The organism is Streptomyces sp. NPDC002845, assembly GCF_053591955.1.
In genome coordinates this window covers 23,435-44,807 of the sequence record NZ_JBSFUU010000039.1, presented here as the reverse complement: position 1 = coordinate 44,807, position 21,373 = coordinate 23,435, and the positions used below count along the sequence as shown (strand labels likewise).

The following is a 21,373-nucleotide window of genomic DNA, read 5'->3' as shown; positions in this document are numbered from 1 at the left end:
AAGGCGAGGATGCACAGTGAGTGACCAGACCGAGCAGAAGCTCCGCGACTACCTCAACCGCGTGACCATCGACCTGCAGCAGACCCGGCGACGGCTGCGCGACGTCGAGGAGCGCAGCCGTGAACCCATCGCCGTCGTCGCGATGAGCTGCCACTTCCCCGGTGGGGTGCACAGCCCCGAGGACCTGTGGAAACTGGTGGCGGACGGCCGCGACACCTACGCCGGGATTCCCGCCGACCGGGGCTGGGACGCCGCCCGGCTGTCCGGCTCCGGCGTACCCGTCACGGGAGCCTTCCTGGACGACGCCGGCGGCTTCGACCCGGACTTCTTCGGGATCTCGCCCCGCGAGGCGCTGGCCATGGACCCGCAGCAGCGGCTGATGCTCCAGACGTGCTGGGAAGCCGTCGAAAGGGGCGGCATCGACCCCGTCTCGCTGCGCGGCAGCCGTACCGGCGTGTTCGCAGCCTCCATCGACCAGGGCTACATGTCGCTGGCCGAAGGGGCGCCCGAGGGCGTCCAGGGCTTCCTGATGACCGGCAACGCGATCAGCGTCATGTCGGGGCGCATCTCCTACGTCATGGGCCTGGAGGGGCCATCGGTCACCGTCGACACCGCCTGCTCCGCCTCGCTGGTCGCACTGCACCTCGCGGCGCAGTCCCTGCGCAACGACGAGTGCTCGCTGGCGCTCGTCGGCGGCGTCAACGTGATGGCCCTGCCAGGCGCCTTCGTGGAGATCTCCCGCCAGGGCGGTCTCGCCGCCGACGGCCGCAGCAAGCCCTTCGCGGCGGCGGCCGACGGCACCGGCTGGGGCGAGGGCGTCGGTGTGCTCCTGGTGGAGCGGCTCTCCGACGCACGCGCCAACGGCCACCCGGTGCTCGCGGTACTGCGCGGCAGCGCCGTCAACCAGGACGGCGCCAGCAACGGCCTGACCGCCCCCAACGGCCCCTCCCAGCAGCGGGTCATCCGGGCCGCCCTCTCCGACGCCCAGCTGGCACCGGCCGACGTCGACGCCGTCGAGGCACACGGCACCGGCACCCGGCTCGGCGACCCCATCGAGGCCGACGCCCTGCTCGCCGCCTACGGCCAGGACCGCCCCGAGGACCACCCGCTCTGGCTCGGCTCGGTCAAGTCCAACATCGGCCACACCCAGGCCGCCGCAGGCCTCGCCGGTGTCATCAAGGTCATCATGGCGATCCGGCAGGGCGTCCTGCCGCAGACCCTGCACGTGGACGCTCCGACCCCGCACGTGGACTGGAGCTCCGGCGGCGTACGGCTGCTCACCGAGCGGCGCGACTGGCCCGAGACCGACCGGCCGCGCCGCGCGGGCGTCTCCTCGTTCGGCATGAGCGGCACGAACGCCCATGTGATCATCGAGCAGGCGCCCGAGGCCGAGCAGGAGAGCGCCGACGAGCAGGCGCCCGAGGCCGAGCCGCAGGCCGCGCCGGTCGCGGAACCCCAGCCGACCGTGCCCTGGCTGCTGTCCGGCCGCAGCCCCGAGGCGCTGCGCGACCAGGCCGCCCGCCTCGCCTCCTGGCTCGCCGACCGCCCCGGCCTCCGCCCGGCCGACATCGGCCACTCCCTCGCGACCTCCCGTTCCGCCTTCGAGCACCGAGCCGTCGTGGTGGCCGACCAGCCCGACGGCTTCCTGCGCGGGCTCGCCGCCGTCGCCGCGGGCAGCAGCGCCGCCGAGACGGTCACCGGCCGCACCGGCGCGGGCGACGGCAAGACCGTGTTCGTCTTCCCCGGCCAGGGCTCGCAGTGGGTGGGCATGGCCCGCCAACTCCTCGACGAGTCACCGGTGTTCGCCGCCCGCATGGCCGAGTGCGAACAGGCCCTCGCCCCGCACCTGGACTGGTCGCTGTCCGCGGTGGTGCGCGGGGAAACGGACGCCGCGCCGCTGGACCGCATCGACGTCGTACAGCCGGTGCTGTTCGCGGTCATGGTCTCGCTCGCCGCCGTGTGGCAGTCGTACGGAGTCGAGCCCGACGCCGTCGTGGGCCACTCCCAGGGCGAGATCGCCGCCGCGTACGTCGCCGGAGCCCTGTCGCTCGCCGACGCCGCCCGCATCGTCGCCGTCCGCAGCCTCGCCCAGCTGAAACTGTCCGGCACCGGTGGCATGGCCTCGGTGGCGCTGCCCGCCGACACCCTGCGGGACCGCCTGCGGGCCTGGGAGGGCCGCCTGTCGGTCGCCGCCGTCAACGGCCCGGCCTCGGCGGTCGTCGCCGGAGACCCCGAGGCCCTGGACGAGTTCCTCCAGCAGTGCGAGGAACGCGAGATACGGGTACGACGCGTCGCCGCCGACGTGGCCGGCCACTGCGCGCACATGGACCCGCTGCGCGACCGCATGCTCGACGCGCTCGCCCCCGTCCGGCCGGCCGCCTCCGTGATCCCGTTCTGCTCGACGGTGACAGGCGGTCCGTTCGACACGACCGGCCTGGACGCCGCGTACTGGTTCCGCAACATGCGGCAGACCGTCGAGTTCGACGCCGCCGTACGCGACCTCGTCCGGCGCGGCCACTCCGTCTTCGTCGAGATCAGCCCGCACCCCGTCCTCACCGTGCCGACGCAGGACATCCTCGACGACCTCGCCGACCCCGACGCGGCGGTCCCGGCCCCGCCGGCCCTGGTCACCGGCACCCTGCGCCGAGACGAGGGCGGCCTGCACCAGGTGCTCACCGCCCTCGCCCAGGTGCATGTGCACGGCGTGCGGCTGGACTGGGCGGCCGTCTTCGCCGGTCACCGGCCCGAGTGGGTCGAACTGCCGACGTACGCCTTCCAGAACCGCCGCTTCTGGCTGGAGCCGCAGACCCGGCCCGGCACCGCGACGGAGGCCACCGACCCCGCGGACGCCGCCTTCTGGGCCGCCGTCGAACGCGAGGACGTCGCCGCCGTCGCCGCCACGCTCGGCGTCGAGGCCGCCAGCTGGAGCGACGTCCTGCCCGCCCTCTCCACCTGGCGCCGCAACCGCCGCGACCGGGCCGTCCTCGACGGCTGGCGCTACCACATCAACTGGCAGCGGCTCACCGCCCGGACCGCCGCACCGCTGCAGGGCCGCTGGCCGGTCCTCGTCCCGGACGGCCACGCCGACGACGAGGCGGTGACCCGTGCCGTCGAGGCCCTCCGCGAGCGCGGCGCCGACCCCGAACTCGTCGTCCTCAACCACACCCACACCGACCGGTCACGGCTCACCGACCACTTGCGCGAACTGCTGGCCGCCAGGCCCGGCACGGAATCCGCTCCCGCCGGCGAGCCGCCGGCCGATGGCCCCGGCATCGAAACCGCCCCCGCCGGAGTGCTGTCCCTGCTGGCCCTGGACGAGCGGCCGCACGACGGCCTGCCCGCCCTGCCCGTCGGCCTGGCGCTCACCACCGCTCTCGTCCAGGCGCTTGACGACCTCGGGGTCCGTACCACGCTGTGGTGCGTCACCACGGGCGCCGTCCCGGTGCACCCGTCCGACCCGGTGCCCCACCCGGTCCAGGCCCTCACCTGGGGCTTCGGCCGCACCGCGGCACTCGAACACCCGAGCCTGTGGGGCGGTCTGATCGACCTCCCGGAGCAGTGCGACGAACGGGCAGGCCACCAGCTCGCCGACATCCTGGCCGGGGCCGGCAACGAGGACCAGATCGCGATACGGCCCTCCGGCGCACACGCCCGCCGACTGGTCCGCGCCGCCCCCTCCGCCCCCGACGGCGACCGCACCGCCTGGCGGCCGTCCGGAACGGTCCTCGTCACCGGCGGCACGGGCGGGCTCGGCGCGCACGCCGCCCGCTGGCTGGCCCAAGTCGGTGCCGACCATCTGGTCCTCGTCAGCCGCCGGGGCGCCGACGCTCCCGGCGCCGCCGAGCTGGAGGCCGAACTCGCCGCCCTGGGCACCGGGGTGACCCTGGCCGCCTGCGACATCACCGACCGCGAGGCACTGGCCGCGCTCGTCGACCGGGTCGCCGCCGACGGCCACCCTGTCCGCGCCGTCCTGCACACCGCGGCGGCCGCCCAGCTGTTCCCCGTACGCGACGAGAACCCGTCCAGCATGAACGTCACCCTGGCCGCCAAGGTCCAGGGCGCCGCCAACCTCGACGCTGTCTTCGCCGACACCGACCTCGACGCCTTCGTCCTGTACTCCTCCGTCTCCGGCGTGTGGGGCAGCGCCGACCACGCCGCCTACGCGGCGGGCAACGCGTACCTGGACGCCCTGGCCGCCCACCGTCGCGGCCGCGGACTGGCCGCCACCTCCGTGGTCTGGGGCATCTGGAGCGCCGAGGGCGGCGGACTGGCCACCAGCGACCTCGAACGCGCCCTGCTGGAACGCGGCATCCCCTTCATGGACCCGCGCCTGGCCATCACCGGACTCCAGCGCGTCCTGGACGACGACGAGACCGTCGTCGTGGTCGCCGACGTCGACTGGGCGCGCTTCGTGCCCGTCTTCACCTCGGTACGGCCCAGCCCCTTGATCGCCGATCTCCCCGACGTCCGCGCCCTGGCCTCCGCCGAGGACCTGACCGAACCGGATCCGGCCGGTGCCGACGGTGCCTCCGAGCTGCGCCGCACCCTGGCCGGACTGCCCGAGCCGGAGGTCCGCCGCACCCTGCTGGAACTCGTCCGCACCAACGCCGCCGCCGTCCTCGGCCACGAGTCCGCCGACGCCCTCCTGCCCGACCGGGCCTTCCGCGAACTGGGCTTCGACTCGCTGATCGCCGTCGAGATGCGCAACCGGCTCAACGCGGTCACCGGCCTGAGGCTGCGCGCCACCGTCGTCTTCGACTACTCCTGCGCGGCCCTCCTCGCCGAGCACCTGCGCACCGAACTCCTCGGCGACACCGCCCCGTTGGCGACCTCAGCGGCCGTCGTCCCCGTCGCGGACCCCGACGAGCCCATCGCGATCGTCGCGATGAGCTGCCGCTTCCCCGGTGGCATCGACACCCCGGAGCGGCTGTGGCAGCTGCTCGCCGACGGCGGCGAGGTGCTGTCCGGCATGCCCGCCGACCGGGGCTGGCCCCTGGACCGCCTCTACCACCCCGACCCCGACCACCAGGGCACCTCGTACGTCCGGGAAGGCAGCTTCCTGCACGACGCGGGCGACTTCGACCCGGCCTTCTTCGGTATCTCGCCGCGCGAGGCCGTCGCCATGGACCCGCAGCAGCGGCTGCTCCTGGAGACCTCCTGGGAGGCCGTCGAACGGGCCGGCATCGACCCGGCGTCCCTGCGCACCACTTCCACGGGCGTCTTCGCCGGCGTCAACTACCAGGACTACACCTCGCTCGCCGGCTCGTCGCCCGAGGGCGGCGAAGGGCACCTGGTCGCGGGTGGCGCCGCCAGCGTGGTTTCCGGGCGCGTCGCCTACACCCTCGGTCTGGAGGGCCCGGCGGTCACCGTCGACACCGCCTGCTCCTCCTCGCTGGTCGCGATGCACCTGGCGGCGCAGGCCCTGCGCGGCGGCGACTGCTCGCTCGCCCTGGCAGGCGGCGTCGCCGTGATGGCCACCCCGGGCGTGTTCGTGGGCTTCTCCCGGCAGCGCGGCCTCGCCGCCGACGGCCGGTGCAAGGCCTTCGGCGCCTCGGCGGACGGCATGGGCCTCGCCGAAGGCGTCGGCGTGGTGCTCCTGGAGCGCCTCTCGGATGCCCGCCGCAACGGCCACCCGGTGCTCGCCGTGCTGCGCGGCAGCGCCGTCAACCAGGACGGCGCCAGCAACGGCCTGTCCGCCCCCAACGGCCTCGCCCAGCAGCGGGTCATCCGACAGGCGCTCACCAACGCCGGGCTGACCGGCGCCGACGTCGACGTCGTCGAGGCGCACGGCACCGGCACCACCCTCGGCGACCCCATCGAGGCGGACGCCCTGCTGGCCACCTATGGACAGGACCGCCCGCACGGCCGCCCGCTGTGGCTCGGCGCGCTCAAGTCCAACATCGGCCACACCCAGGCCGCCTCCGGAGTCGCCGGAGTGATCAAGACGGTGCTCTCCCTGCGGCACGGGGTGCTCCCGCGCACCCTGCACGCCGAAGAGTCCTCCCCGCACGTCGACTGGGCCTCCGGCGAGGTCGAACTGCTCACCGCGGCCCGCGATTGGCCGGAGACCGGCGCACCCCGCCGGGCGGGCATCTCCTCCTTCGGCTTCAGCGGCACGAACGTGCACGCCATCCTCGAACAGGCCCCGACCGCCCCCGACGGCGAACCGGAGCCGCAGCCCGCACCCGCCGCCCCGGTCGTGCCCTGGGTGCTCTCCGCCAGGTCACCGCAGGCACTGGCCCACCAGGCCCAGCGGCTGCGCGACCTCCTCGCCCGGGACGGAGCCGCAGACCCGCTGGACGCCGGCTACTCGCTGGCGACTGGCCGCACCCCCTTCGAACACCGCGCGGTGCTGTTCGGCACCGAGGGCGGCGCTCCGTCGACCGCCCTGGACGGACTGGCCGGTGGCGAGGACGCCCCCGGGCTGATCCGCGGCGTGGCCGACACCGACGGCCGCCGGGTGTTCGTCTTCCCCGGCCAGGGTGCCCAGTGGGCCGGCATGGCGGTGGAACTGCTGGACACCTCACCGGTGTTCGCCGCCTCCATGGCCGCGTGCGAGCAGGCCCTGAAGCCATACGTCGACTGGTCGCTCGACGCCGTGCTGCGCTGCGAGCCGGACACACCCCCCTTCGAACGGGTCGACGTGGTCCAGCCCGCGCTGTGGGCCGTGATGGTCTCGCTGGCCGCCCTGTGGCGCTCCTGGGGCGTCGAGCCCGACGCCGTACTGGGCCACAGCCAGGGCGAGATCGCCGCCGCCGTGGTCGCCGGAGCCCTCTCCCTGGACGACGGTGCCAAGGTCGTGGCCCTGCGCAGCCGCGCGATCCTCTCCCTTGCCGGGCACGGCGGCATGGTCTCCGTGGCCGTCCCGCGCGAGCGCGCCGTCGAACTCGTCGACCGGTGGTCCGGGCGCCTCTCCGTCGCCGCCGTCAACGGACCGTCCGCGGTCGTGGTCTCCGGCGATCCGGAGGCCCTGCGCGAGCTGATCACCGTCTGCGAACAGGAGGGCGTACGGGCCCGCACCATCGCGGTGGACTACGCCTCCCACTCCGCGCACGTCGAACGCATCCGCGAGGAGCTGCTCGAGGCGCTGGACGGCATCGAGCCCGTCGCCGGGCAGGTGCCGCTCTTCTCCACCCTCACCGGGGACTGGCTCGACACCACCGCGATGGATGCCGGGTACTGGTACCGGAACCTGCGCGAGACCGTGGAGTTCGACGGCGCCGTACGCGCCCTCGCCGAGCAGCGGCACCAGGTCTTCGTCGAGGTCTCGCCGCACCCGGTCCTCACCATGTCCGTCCAGGACACCCTGGAGGCCGCCGAAGCCCCGCAGACCGTGGTGACCGGCACGCTCCGCCGCGACGAGGGAGGCCTCGCCCGCGCGCTCACCTCGGCCGCCGAACTGTGGGTGCGCGGAGTCCCGGTACTGTGGCCGGTCCTCTTCGAGGGCACCGGCGCCCACCGCACCGACCTGCCCACCTACCCGTTCGAACACCGGCGCTACTGGCTCCAGGCCGCCGAGCCGACCGCTCAACCGGGCACCATGGACGAGGTCGACTCCGAGTTCTGGCGGATCGTCGAACGCGGCGACGCCGCCGAGGCCGCCGGAGACCTGGCGGTGGACACCGAGACGCTCGGCACGGTGCTGCCCGCCCTGAACGCCTGGCGCCGCAGGCAGCGGGAGGGCGCCGCAGTCGACACCTGGCGCTACCGCGTCGACTGGCAGCCGGTGCCCGACCCGCCCGCCGCCCCCCTGTCCGGCACCTGGCTGCTGGTCCTGCCCGACGGGCACGAGGACGACCAGCTCGTACGGGACGCCGTCGCGGCCGTCACCGAAGCCGGAGCCGAAGCCGTGGCCGTGCGGCTCGCGGACGCGGACGTCGACCGCGCCACCCTCGCGGAACGGCTCACCACCGCCCTGGACGGACACACCCCGCAGGGTGTCCTGTCGCTGCTGGCGGTCGCCGGACGGCCGCACCCCGACCATCCCGCGGTCTCCGCCGGCTCGGCCCTCACCCTCGTCCTCGTCCAGGCGCTCGGCGACCTCGGTATCGAGGCCCCGTTGTGGTGCGCCACCAATGGCGCCGTCTCCACGGGCGACACCGACCCGCTCACCGCCCCCGACCAGGCACTGATCTGGGGCACCGGCATGGTCGCCGGCCTGGAGCACCCCACCCGCTGGGGTGGCCTGGTCGACCTGCCGCCGACCCTCAACTCCCTGTCCCGCGACCGGCTCCGCGCGGCTCTGGCCGGTGTCACCGGCGAGGACCAGCTCGCCGTTCGCACCGCCGGACTGCTCGCCCGCCGCCTGGTCCGCGCACCCCGCCTGCCCGGCAACCGGCCCGCCTGGAAGCCCCGGGGCACCGTCCTCGTCACCGGTGGCACGGGCGCCCTCGGGCCGCACGTCGCGCGCTGGCTCGCCCGGGGCGGCGCCGAGCACCTCGTCCTCCCCGGGCGGCGCGGCGCCGACGTACCCGGAGCGGACGAACTGCGGGCCGAACTCGCCGAGCTGGGCGCCCAGTTGTCCCTGCCCGCCTGCGACGTCGCCGACCGCGACCAGGTCGCCGGCCTGCTCGCCGGAATGGAGGAACAGGGCACCCCTGTCACCGCCGTGTTCCACGCCGCCGCCTACATCCAGCTCGCCTCCCTGGACGACACCCCGCTCGACGCCTTCGCCGAGGTCGTCGCCGCCAAGGCGGACGGGGCCCGGCACCTGGACGAACTGCTCGACCGCGAACTCGACGCCTTCGTGCTGTTCTCCTCCATCGCAGGCGTCTGGGGCAGCAGCAACCACGCCGCCTACACCGCCGGCAACGCCTACCTCGACGCCCTCGCCGAACACCGCAGGGCCCGGGGGCTGACCGCCACCACTGTCGACTGGGGTGTCTGGGCCGCCGCCAACCCGTGGGCCGTCCGCGAGACCGTCGACGACTCCGACTTCTACCGAGTCCAAAAGCAGGGCCTGCCGCTCATCGAGCCCGACCTCGCGCTCGCCGGACTCCAGCAGGCACTCGACGACGACGAGACGGTCATTGCCCTTGCCAACGTCGACTGGGAGCAGTTCGCGGCCGTCTTCGGCTCCGTACGCCCCAGCCGTCTGCTCACCGGCGTACCGGAGGCCAGGCGTCAGCTGGAGGAGGCCGCCGCACCCGGCACGGACGCCGCCACGCCGGCCGCCAACGTGCTGCGGGAGCGGCTGGACGGGCTGGCCGAGGCCGAGCAGCGCCGCGTGACCCTGGACCTGGTGCGCACCCACGCGGCCGCCGTCCTCGGCCACGAGTCCCCGGAGGAGCTGCGCCCCGGCAAGGCATTCCAGGAACTCGGCTTCGACTCGCTCACCGCCGTCGAACTGCGCAACCGGCTCCGCACCGCCACCGGCCTGCGGCTCCCGGCCACCCTCGTCTTCGACTACCCGTCCGCGGCCGTGCTCGCCGAGCACATCCGCGCCGAGGTACTGGGCGAGCGCCAAGCCCCCACCACCCAGGAGCCCGCGCCCGTCGGCGCCGCGGCGGCCGACGAGCCGATCGCGATCGTCGCGATGAGCTGCCGCTTCCCCGGCGGGGTGCACACCCCCGAACAACTGTGGCGGCTGCTGGAGGAAGGCGGCGACGTCGTCTCGGAGTTCCCGACCGACCGCGGCTGGCCGCTGGAGGCGATGTACGACCCCGACCCGGACCAGCCCGGCACCAGCTATGTGCGGCACGGCGGATTCCTCTACGACGCCGGTGAGTTCGACGCCGACTTCTTCGGCATCTCCCCGCGCGAGGCCGTCGCCATGGACCCGCAGCAGCGGCTGCTCCTGGAGACCTCCTGGGAGACCTTCGAACGCGCCGGTCTCGACCCGGAACGCCTGCGCGGCAGCGACACCGGCGTCTTCACCGGCGTCAACTACCAGGACTACGGCGCCTCGGTGGCCCAGACCCAGGAGAACGAGGGCCACCTGCTCACCGGCAGCGCGGCCAGCGTGATCTCCGGCCGGATCTCCTACACCCTGGGCTTGGAGGGCCCGGCGGTCACCGTCGACACGGCCTGCTCCGCATCTCTCGTCGCGGTGCACCTCGCCGCCCAGGCCCTGCGCGCCGGCGACTGCTCACTCGCCCTGGCCGGCGGCGTTGCGGTGATGTCCAGCCCCGGCGCCATCATCAGCTTCGCCCGCCAGCGAGGCCTCGCCGCCGACGGCCGCTGCAAGGCGTTCTCCGACGCCGCCGACGGCATGGGGATGGCCGAGGGCGTCGGCGTGATCCTGCTCGAACGGCTCTCCGAGGCACGGCGCCGCGGGCACCCCGTGCTCGCCGTCCTGCGCGGCAGCGCCGTCAACCAGGACGGCGCCAGCAACGGCCTGACCGCGCCCAACGGCCCCTCCCAGCAGCGGGTCATCCGCGCCGCCCTCTCCAACGCCCGGCTCTCGGCGGCCGACATCGACGTCGTCGAGGCACACGGCACCGGCACCAAGCTCGGCGACCCCATCGAGGCCCAGGCCCTGCTCGCCACGTACGGCCAGGAACGCGCCGACGGCCGCCCGCTGTTGATCGGCTCCCTGAAGTCCAACATCGGCCACACCCAGGCCGCCGCGGGCGTCGCCGGCGTGATCAAGACCGTCCTGGCGCTCCAGCGCGGTCAGGTGCCGCCCACCCTGCACGTCGACCAGCCCTCGACGCAGGTCGAGTGGACGGCCGGCGCCGTCGACGTGGTCACCGACCCGACCCCGTGGCCGCAGACCGGCCGCCCGCGCCGCGCCGGGATCTCCGCGTTCGGCATGAGCGGCACCAACGTGCACGCGATCCTGGAAGAGGCGCCGGAGGAGACCGGGCACGTGCCGGTCGACTCCGACACCATTCCGGCCCAGTCCGTCGCCTGGCCGCTGTCCGCGAAGTCCCCGGACGCCCTGCGCGGCCAGGCCGAGCGGCTGACCGCCCACCTCACCGAGGCGCCGGACAGCGAGCCCGTCGGCATCGGCCGGGCCCTGGCCACCCGTACCGCGTTCGAGCACCGCGCCGTCCTCGTCGGCGACGGCACCCCGCTGCCCGCCACGCTGACCGCGCTCGCCGACGGCGGCACCGCCCCCGACCTCGTACGCGGCGTCGCCGATACCGTGGGCCGCACGGTCTTCGTCTTCCCCGGCCAGGGCTCCCAATGGGCCGGTATGGCACGGGAGTTGCTGGACGAGTCGCCGGTGTTCGCGGCCCGGATGGAGGAGTGCGAGCGGGCTCTGGCCCCCTTCGTGGACTGGTCTTTGCTGGACGCCGTGCGCTCGGGCAGTGCGTGGGACCGGGTCGATGTGGTCCAGCCGGCGCTGTTCGCGGTGATGGTGTCGTTGGCGGAGGTCTGGCGGTCGTTCGGGGTGGTGCCGGACGCCGTCGTGGGCCACAGCCAGGGCGAGATCGCCGCCGCGGTGGTGGCGGGCGCGCTGTCCCTGGAGGACGGCGCCCAGGTCGTGGCCCTGCGCAGCAAGACGCTCGACGCGCTGGCCGGACGCGGCGGCATGGCCTCGCTGTCCCTCCCCGCCGACGAGGCACAGGCCGCCCTCGCCCGCTGGGCCGGCGCCCTGTCGGTCGCCGCGCTGAACGGCCCCACCACCACCGTGGTCGCGGGCGACTCCGACGCCCTCACCGCCCTGCTCGCGGACTGCGAGGCCAAGGGCGTACGAGCCCGGCGCATCGACGTGGACTACGCCTCGCACTCCGAGCACGTCGAAGAGATCCACGGAGTACTGATGGACGCCCTCGCCGGCATCAGGCCGATGCCGAGCAAGGTGCCGCTGTACTCCACGGTCGAGGACGGAGGCTGGCTGGACACCGCCCAGATGCACGCCGGTTACTGGTACCGCAACCTGCGTCGGACCGTCGGCTTCGACCCCGCCGTCCGCGCCCTGGCCGCCGAGGGCTTCACCTCCTTCGTCGAGGTCAGCCCGCACCCCGTGCTCACCATGGCCATCGAGGAGACCGCCGAGGCCGCCGGGCGCGAGGCCGTCGTACTCGGCACCCTGCGCCGCGACGAGGGCGGACTGCGGCGCGTCCTGCTGTCGGCGGCCGAACTGTGGGTGCGCGGCGGAGTGGTCGACTGGACGGCCGCGTTCCCCGGCGAGACCAGGGCCCAGCTGCCGACGTACGCCTTCCAGCGTCGCCGCTACTGGATCCAGCCGCCCGCCGCGACGCCCCGCGGGCCCGGCGCCACCGGTCATCCGCTGCTCGGCACGGCCGTCGAGGTCGCCGACACCGGGGACCTCGTGCTCACCGGCAGCCTCTCGACACGCACCCACCCCTGGCTCGCGGACCACGCGGTCTCCGGCGTGGTCCTGCTGCCCGGCACCGGCTTCGTGGAACTGGCCGTACGCGCCGGGGACGAGGCGGACTGCCCCCGGGTCGAGGAACTGACCCTCCAGGCGCCGCTGGTGTTCGACCGGGACGCCGCCGTCCAGATCCAGGTGCGGGTCGGCGCGCCCGACGACACCGGACGGCGCACGCTCGGCGTGTTCTCCCGAGGCGAGGACGGCAGCGGCACCCCGTGGACAGGGCACGCCACCGGCGTCCTCGCTCCCGCCGGGTCCGACCACCCGACGGCCCACCCGTACGGCGCGGCCTGGCCGCCCGCCGGAGCGGAACCCGTGCCCGTGGACGGCCTCTACGAGCGGTTCGCGGACGCCGGTTACGGCTACGGTCCCGCCTTCCACGGCCTGCACGCCGCCTGGCGCCTGGGCCAGGACGTCTACGTGGAGGTCCGGCTGCCGGAGGACCAGCACACCCGGGCCGCCGACTTCGGCCTGCACCCCGCGCTGCTGGACGCCGCCCTGCACGGCCTGTGGCTGGCCACCCCGGACGGCGCCGACCAGACCGATGAGCCCGGCACCGCCCGGCTGCCCTTCTCCTGGGAAGGCGTACGCCTGCACGCCTCCGGGGCGACCGAACTGCGCGTGCGGCTGAGCTACGACGACACGGGCTCGGTGGCGCTGGCCGCCGCCGACCCAGCCGGCCGACCGGTCGCCGACGTGGCCGCGCTGGCCATCCGCCCGATCGCCGTGGACGCCCTGCGCGGCGCCACGGCCCAGGGGCGCGACTCGCTGTTCCGGCTCGACTGGACCGCCCTGCCCGCCACCGCCGAGCCGCCCGTCGGGCGGTGGGCCGCGCTCGGCGCCCTGTACCTGCTGCCCGAGACCCACGAGGACCTCGAAGCGCTCACCGCCGCCGTGGAGTCGGGAGCCGCCGTGCCCGACGTAGTCGTCACGGCCTGCCCGCCCGGCGGGAACAGCGCTGACGCGGCCCGCACCGCGCTCGCCGACACCTTGCGGCTGCTGCAGGCGTGGCTGGCCGACGACCGTTGGGCCGACACCCGTCTGGTCCTGATGACCCGGGGCGGTGTCGCCACCGCACCCGGCGAGGACATCGGCGACCTGGCCGCAGCCGCCGTGTGGGGACTGGTGCGCTCCGCGCAGTCCGAACACCCCGACCGGTTGGTCCTCGTCGACGCCGAGGACCCGGCCGAGGCCCTCAAGGCCCTGCCCGCCGCCCTGGCCGCCACGGAACCCCAGCTCGCGGTGCGTGACGGACGGACGCTCGCGCCCCGCCTGACCAGGACACCGGCGGCGGACACCGACGGCGCCGCCGTCAAGCCGTGGGACCCCGAGGGCACGGTGCTGGTCACGGGTGCCTTCGGCGTCCTCGGCGGGCTGGTGGCCCGACACCTGGTCACGGAGCACGGGGTACGTCACCTGCTGCTGACCGGGCGGCGCGGCGCCGACACCCCCGAGGCGGCCGCCCTGGTCGACGAACTCACCACCCTGGGCGCCCAGGTGGAGACCGCCGCCTGCGACACCGCCGACCGGGACGCGCTCGCCGGACTGCTCGCGGGCATCCCCGACGCCCACCCGCTGACCGCGGTGGTCCACTCGGCCGGCGTCCTGGACGACGGAGTCATCGGCTCCCTCACTCCCGAGCGCCTCGACCACGTCCTGCGCCCCAAGGCGGACGCCGCACTCAACCTGCACGAACTGACCCGGGACCTGCCGCTGGCCGCCTTCGTGCTCTTCTCGTCCGCCTCCGGCACCGTCGGCAGCTCCGGGCAGGGCAACTACGCCGCGGCCAACGCCTTCCTGGACGCGCTGGCCCAGCACCGCCGCGCCCAGGGCCTGCCGGGCCAGTCGCTGGCCTGGGGCATGTGGGCCGAGCGCTCCACCCTGACCGGCACCCTCGATGAGGTCGACCTGCGGCGCATCGCCCGCGGCGGCGTGGGGGCGCTCACCTCCGACGAGGGCCTGACCCTGTTCGACGCCGCCCTCGAACGGGACGACGCCGTTCTGGTGCCGGTCCGGCTCGACCTGGCCAGGCTGCGGGCCAGGGCGGACACCGCCGCCGTACCCGCCCTCTTCCGGGCACTGGTACGCGGCGCCGCACGCCGGACGGCGGCCATCGGCGGCGACGCCGACGGGGCCGACGCGCTGCGCAGGAGGCTGGCAGGTCTGGCCGCCGACGACGCCCGTGCCGTCCTGGCCGACCTGGTGTGCGCGCACGCCGCCGACGTGCTCGGCCACGCCGGAGCGTCGGCCGTCGACCCCGAACGCGCCTTCCGGCAGCTCGGCTTCGACTCGCTGACCGCGGTGGAACTGCGCAACCGGCTCAACGCGGCGACCGGCCTCCGGCTCCCCGCGACCCTGGTGTTCGACTACCCGAGCCCGGCCGCCGTCGCCGGGTACTGCGCCGAACGTCTCGCCCCGGCCACCTCCGCACAGGCCCCTGCGCCCGCCCTGGCCGACGACGAGATCACCCGCACCCTGTCCACCATCCCGCTGGACAAGCTGCGCAGCTCCGGCCTGCTGGAGGCACTGCTGCGGCTGGCCGGGGACGGGCCGTCGGACCGCGACGGCGGCGCACCGGACTCGTCCGGGCGGGCGGCCGGCATCCAGGAGATGGACGTGGACGGCCTCGTACGGCTGGCACTGGGGACCGAGAGTGCCTGACCGCGCAACGGCCCGGAACAGGATGTGAGGAGAGGAATGTCCACGGACAAGGTGGTCGAGGCGCTGCGCGCCTCCCTGCTGGAGAACGAGCGGCTGCGCGGGGAGAACGTGCGGCTGCGCGACGAGTCCCGGGAACCGGTCGCCATCGTCGCGATGAGCTGCCGCTACCCCGGCGGGGTCCGCACCCCGGAGGACCTGTGGCGGCTGCTGGCCGAGGAACGCGACGCCGTCAGCGAGTTCCCCGCCGACCGGGGCTGGGACGTCGCCGAACTGTACGACCCCGACCCCGACGCCCCGGGCACCTCCAACACCCGGGAGGGCGGCTTTCTGCACGACGCCTGCGGCTTCGACGCCGGCTTCTTCGGGATCTCGCCCCGCGAGGCGCTGGCCATGGACCCCCAGCAGCGACTGCTCCTCGAGACCTGCTGGGAGGCCGTCGAACGCGGCGGCATCGACCCGCTGTCCCTGCGGGGCAGCCGCACCGGCGTCTACGCGGGTGTCATGTACAACGAGTACGGCGCACGGCTGACCCGGATGCCGGAGGACGTCGAGGCGTTCATCGGCACCGGCACCGTGCCCAGTGTGGTCACCGGCCGCATCGCCTACACCCTCGGCCTGGAGGGGCCGGCCGTCACGATCGACACCGCGTGCTCGTCGTCGCTGGTCGCCCTCCACCTGGCCTGCCAGGCGCTGCGGGCGGGCGAGATCACCCTCGCCCTGGCGGGTGGCGTCACGGTGATGTCCACCCCGAGCCTGTACGTCGGGTTCAGCCGCCAGCGCGGCCTGGCGCCCGACGGCCGCAGCAAGTCGTTCGCCGCGGCCGCCGACGGCGCCGGGTTCGGCGAAGGGGTTGGCGTCCTGCTCTTGGAGCGGCTGTCGGACGCCCGCCGCAACGGCCACCAGGTGCTGGCCCTGGTCCGGGGCTCGGCGGTCAACCAAGACGGCGCCAGCAACGGCATGACCGCGCCCAACGGCCCCTCCCAGCAACGGGTGATCCAGCAGGCCTTGGCAGCTGCCGGCCTGTCACCCGCCGAGGTCGACGCGGTGGAGGCGCACGGCACCGGCACCAGACTCGGCGACCCCATCGAGGCCCAGGCGCTGCTGGCCACCTACGGCCAGGACCGCCCGGCGGACCGGCCACTGCTGGTCGGCTCGCTCAAGTCCAACCTCACCCACACCCAGGCCGCCGCCGGGGTCGGCGGCGTCATGAAGATGGTGCTCGCAATGCGCCACGGCGTGCTGCCCCGCACCCTGCACATCGACCGTCCCACTCCACAGGTGGACTGGAGCGAGGGCAACATCGCCCTGCTCACCGACGCCACCCTCTGGCCGGACAACGGTCACCCGCGCCGCGCCGGCGTCTCCTCCTTCGGCGCCAGCGGCACCAACGCCCACGCCGTCCTGGAAGCCCCGCCCGCCGAAACAGAGGCACCGGCGGCACCCCAGCCACCGGCGGAACCCGGAGCACGGGCCGACGGCGCGGCATCAGTCGTCGGCGGGACACCCGCCGACGGTGCGACATCGGCCGAACGCCAGGTTCCGGCCTTGGACGGGACACCGGCCGAAGGCCACGCTCCGGCCAAGGCCGCGGAAACGACCGAAGCCCAGGCACCGGCCGTGGACGCGCCCTCCAGCCCCGTCGCCTGGCTGCTCTCCGCCAAGGGCGAGGCGGCGCTGCGCGGCCAGGCCGCCGCGCTGCACGCCCATCTGGCCGACGCCCCGCAGGTGCGCCCCCTGGACGTCGGTTTCTCGCTGGCCACCGGCAGGTCCAGGTTCGCCGACCGCGCCGTCGTCGTCGGCGACGACCGCCTCGCCCTGCTGTCCGGCCTGGCCGCTCTGGCCGCCGGACGGCCCGACCCGGCGGTCGTCACCGCTCGCGCGCAGCCGGGACGCAAGGCCGTCTTCGTCTTCCCCGGACTGGGCTCCCAGTGGCCCGGCATGGCCGCGCAACTGCTCGACGAATCACCCGAGTTCGCCGCACGCGTGGCGGACTGCGAACGCGCACTCGCGCCTTACACCGACTGGCCGGCGAGCGCGGTGCTGCGCGGCGCGCCGGGCGCGCCGACGCTGGACCGGGTGGATGTGCTCCAGCCCGTCCTGTTCTCCGTGACGGTCTCGCTGGCGGCGCTTTGGCGGTCGTACGGCGTCGAGCCCGCGGCCGTCATCGGCCACAGCCAGGGTGAGGTCGCCGCCGCCTGCGTCGCGGGCGCTCTGAGCCTGGAGGACGCGGCCCGGGTGGTGTCGCTGCGCAGCCGGGCGCTGGCCGGGCTGGCCGGTGGCGGCGGCATGGCCACCGTGGTGCTCTCGCCCGCCGAACTCGCCCCGTACCTGGAACGCCACTCGGGCAAGGTGACGGTCGCCGCCGTCAACGGCCCGCGTGTGCTGGTCGTCGCCGGACCTGGCGACGAGGTCGGGGCCCTCGTTGACGAACTCGCCGCCGAGGGCGTCATGGCCTGGCGCATCCCGGTGGACTACGCCTCGCACTCCGACGACGTGAGCACCGTACGGGACCGGCTGCGCGAGGACCTGTCCGGTCTTGCCCCCGGCGCCCCCGCCGTGCCCCTGGTGTCCACGGTGGACGCCGACTGGATCGGTGCCGGCGACCTCACCCACGACTACTGGTACCGAAACCTCCGGCAGACCGTCCGCTTCCACGACGCCGTACGCCTGCTCCTCGACGCCGGGCACCGTACCTTCATCGAGGTGAGCCCGCACCCGCTGCTCACCTACGGTGTCGGCGACACCGCCGCCGATGCCGGTGCCGACGACACCGTGGTGCTGGGCACCCTGCGGCGCGACGAGGGCGGCCTGAACCGGATGCTGCTGGCGCTGGGCGAGGCGCACGCGAACGGAGTGGGCGTCGACTGGCGGCGGGCGTTCGACGGCACCGGGGCGCGCCGCACCGACCTGCCGACGTACGCCTTCCAGCGCACGCACTACTGGCTCGACGTACCCGCGCACGCCGGGGACCCCGAGTCGGCCGGCCAGGCGGACACCGGCCATCCGCTCCTTGCCGCCGCCGTCGACCTGCCGGACGGCGACGGCGTGCTCTTCACCGGGCGGCTCTCGCTGCGCACCCATCCTTGGCTGGCCGACCACGCGGTCTCCGGCACGGTACTGCTGCCCGGCGTCGCCTACGTGGAGATGGCCGCCCACGCCGCCGCTCACGTCGGCTGCGCGGTGATGGAGGAACTCACCCTGGCCGCGCCGCTGGTGCTCTCCGCCGGCGGCGCGCGGCAGCTCCGGCTGACCGTGGACCCGCCGGACCCCGGCGGGCGCCGAGCGGTCGCGCTGCACTCCCGCCCCGACGACCCCGAGTCCGCCGAACCGTGGGTACGCCATGCGGCGGGCACCCTCGCCGAGGCCCCCGTACCGGCACCCGGTGACCCCGGGCGGTGGCCGCCCGGCGACGGCGCCGAACGGCTCGACGTCGACAGCCTGTACGCGGACTTCGAGGCGGCCGGCGTCCACTACGGCCCGCTCTTCCAAGGCCTGCGCGCCGCCTGGCGGATCGGCGAGGAGATCCACGCCGAGGTGGTCCTGCCCGAGTCGGCGCCGGGGACACGAGAGAGCGGCTTCGCGGTCCACCCGGCCCTGCTCGACGCCGCGCTGCAGACGGTCGCTCTGCGTCCCGACGACACCTGGGGCGGCGCCTCCGGAGCGGACGGCGGGGGCCGTACGGGGGGCGTGCCTTTGCCGTTCTCGTGGCACGACGTGATGGTCGCCCCGGCGGCCGACCCGGTCCTGCGGGTGGTGCTGGGGCCCGCCCCGCAGGGCGGCGACGCCGTATCGGTGCGGGTCAGCGACCGCACCGGGCGCCCGGTCGTGACGGTCGGCGCACTGACCCTGCGGTCGGCGGCGGGCGCCCCCGCCGCACCCGAGCGGTCGCTGTTCCGCCTCGACTGGACGCCGCTGCCCTCCGCCGAGCCGTCCGCCGGAACCTGGAGCGTGCTCGGAACCTCCCACGACGACTTGCTGCCGACGGGCTTCCTGGCCGAACGTTGCCCGGACCTCGCCGACCTGCCCGGAACCTCCGACGCGGTGCTGGCCTCCTGCCCGCCCGCCGGCGGCCCGGGCCCCGAGGCGGCCCGCGCCGCCGTGGGCGCGGCACTGGACCTGCTCCAACGCTGGCTCGCGGAGCCCCGGTTCGCCGATACGCCCCTCGTGCTGCTCACCCGTGGCGCGGTCGACCTCGACGGCACCCCCGCGGACCTCGCGGGCGCCGCCGTCTGGGGTCTGCTGCGCACGGCCCAGCTGGAGCACCCCGGCCGATTCGTACTGCTGGACACCGACGGCGGCGACGGTGTCGAGGCCGCCCTCACCACCGCCCTGGCCGACGGCGAACCCCAACTGGCCCTGCGCGACGGCACCTTGTACGCACCTCGCCTGGTCCGCCCGCCCGCCGCCCCGGACCCGGCCGACCTGGGCGCCCCGTTCGACCCTGCGGGCACCGTCCTGGTCACCGGCGGCGGAGGCACCCTGGGCGGACTGATGGCCCGGCACCTGGTCACCACCCATGGAGTACGGCACCTGCTGCTGCTCGGCCGCCGGGGCGCCGCCACCGACGGCATCGCCGATCTCGCGGACGAACTGAGCGCGGCGGGAGCCGAGGTCACCGTCGTGGCCTGCGACGTGGCCGACCGGGAGGCGCTGGCCGGGGTGCTCGCGGCGATCCCCCCGGAGCGCCCGCTGCGCGCCGTGGTGCACACGGCCGGCGTGCTGGACGACGGGCTGCTGGAGGCGCTCACCCCGCAGCGCCTGGCGGCCGTGCTGCGCCCCAAGGCCGACGGCGCCTGGAACCTGCACGAGCTGACCCGGGACCACGACCTGACGGCGTTCGTCCTGTTCTCCTCCTCCGCCGGTGTCTTCGGCAGCCCCGGCCAGGCCGCCTACGCGGCCGCCAACGCCTTCACCGACGCCCTGGCCGCCGCCCGCCGCCGGGCGGGGCTGCCCGGCACGTCCCTGGCCTGGGGCCTGTGGGAGCAGCGCACCGCCCTCACCGCCGCCCTCACCGACACGGACCTGCGGCGGATGGCGCGTGGCGGGGTGCGCGCCCTGCCCACCGAGGAGGGCCTGTCCCTGTTCGACGCGGCACTGGCGGGGGACGACCCCGTACTCGTACCCGTGGGCCTGGACCTGCAAGCCCAGCGCGGCGGCCCGGTGCCGCACCTGCTGCGCTCGCTGATCCGGACACCCGCGGCCCGCCGCCGCGGCCCGGACCGCGACGCGTCGCTGCGGCCACGGCTGGCCGCCGCCTCGGAGACCGAGCAGAGCGAGATCCTGCTGCGGCTGGTGCGGACGCAGGCGGCCGAGGTGCTCGGCCACACCGACTCGGACGCGCTGTCCCCGCGCGACGCCTTCCTGGAGACCGGCTTCGACTCGCTGACCGCCGTCGAACTGCGCAACCGCCTCGCGGCGGCTCTCGACCTGCGGCTGCGCCCCACCGCCGTACTCGACTGCGGAACCCCGTCCCGGCTGGCCGAGCACCTGCGGGCGGAACTGGCCCGGAGTGCCGTTCCCGGAGCCGGGCAGCCGGCCGGCGAACCGCAACACGACCCCGTCAGCGCCCTGTTCCGGCAGGCCTGCGAGGTGGGCCGGATCCACGACGGCATCCAGATCCTCCAGCAGGCCGCGAGGCTCCGCCCCGACTTCCGGTCCGGCGCCGGCCTGCTGCGCTCGACCGAACGACGGCCGGAACTCCTGCGGCTGCACGTCCGCGACGACGCGCCGGAACTGGTCTGCTTCGCCTCCGTGGTGGCGCTGGGGGGAGCGCATCAGTACAGCCGCTTCGCGTCCGCCTTCGAGGGCCGGTACGGGGTCAGCGCGCTGGACGCGCCGGGTTTCGCTCCCGACGAGCCGCTGCCCGCCGACATGTCCGCCCTGCTGGACTTCCAGACCGAGGTCCTCCTGCGGCGCCTGGGCGACCGTCCGAAGGTGCTGCTCGGGTCCTCGTCGGGCGGCACCCTGGCCCACGCCGCGGCCGCCCGCCTGGAAGCACTCGGGGCCGGCCCGGCCGCGGTGGTGCTGCTGGACACCTATCTGTCCGGGGACGACGCGATGACCCAGTTCGACGACGTACTGGTCAGCGGCATGTTCGAGCGCGAGGACCGGGCGGCCCCCATGGACGGCACCCGGCTGACCGCGATGGGCCGGTACTTCCAGCTCCTCGACGACTGGGTGCCGCCCCCCGTCAAGGCTCCCGTCCTGCTGGTCCGCGCCTCGCAACCGCTGGCGGAGCCGACACCGGACAGTGACATCGACTGGCGGGCCTCATGGCAGTCCGCGCATTCCGTCCTGGACGTTCCCGGGAATCACTGGTCAATGATGGAACAGCACTTGCAAACGACCGTCGAAGCCGTCACTGGATGGCTTGAGTCGGCCATTGCGGAATGAGCTTCGGGAAACCGTGAAGAATCTCGGGAACCC

The 21,373-nt window shown here is 74.9% G+C and carries 2 protein-coding genes; both read left to right on the top strand.

Going from position 1 to position 21,373, the window contains the following annotated elements; all coding sequences use genetic code 11:
* The first annotated feature begins 16 nt into the window (after positions 1 to 16).
* Complete coding sequence (locus ACWD3C_RS26775) at positions 17 to 14,947, top strand: type I polyketide synthase (protein WP_451148150.1); 14,931 nt, start codon at positions 17 to 19, stop codon at positions 14,945 to 14,947.
* Positions 14,948 to 14,983: 36 nt separating this feature from the next.
* Positions 14,984 to 21,340 carry a type I polyketide synthase gene (locus ACWD3C_RS26770; RefSeq protein WP_451148148.1) on the top strand — a complete coding sequence of 2,119 codons (6,357 nt, stop codon included), beginning with the start codon at positions 14,984 to 14,986 and terminating at the stop codon, positions 21,338 to 21,340.
* Positions 21,341 to 21,373: the final 33 nt, after the last annotated feature.

What these genes read in the sequence shown, in the direction of transcription:
- ACWD3C_RS26770 (WP_451148148.1), top strand. Translation starts at nt 14,984, where the DNA reads ATGTCCACGGACAAGGTGGTCGAGGCGCTGCGCGCCTCCCTGCTGGAG.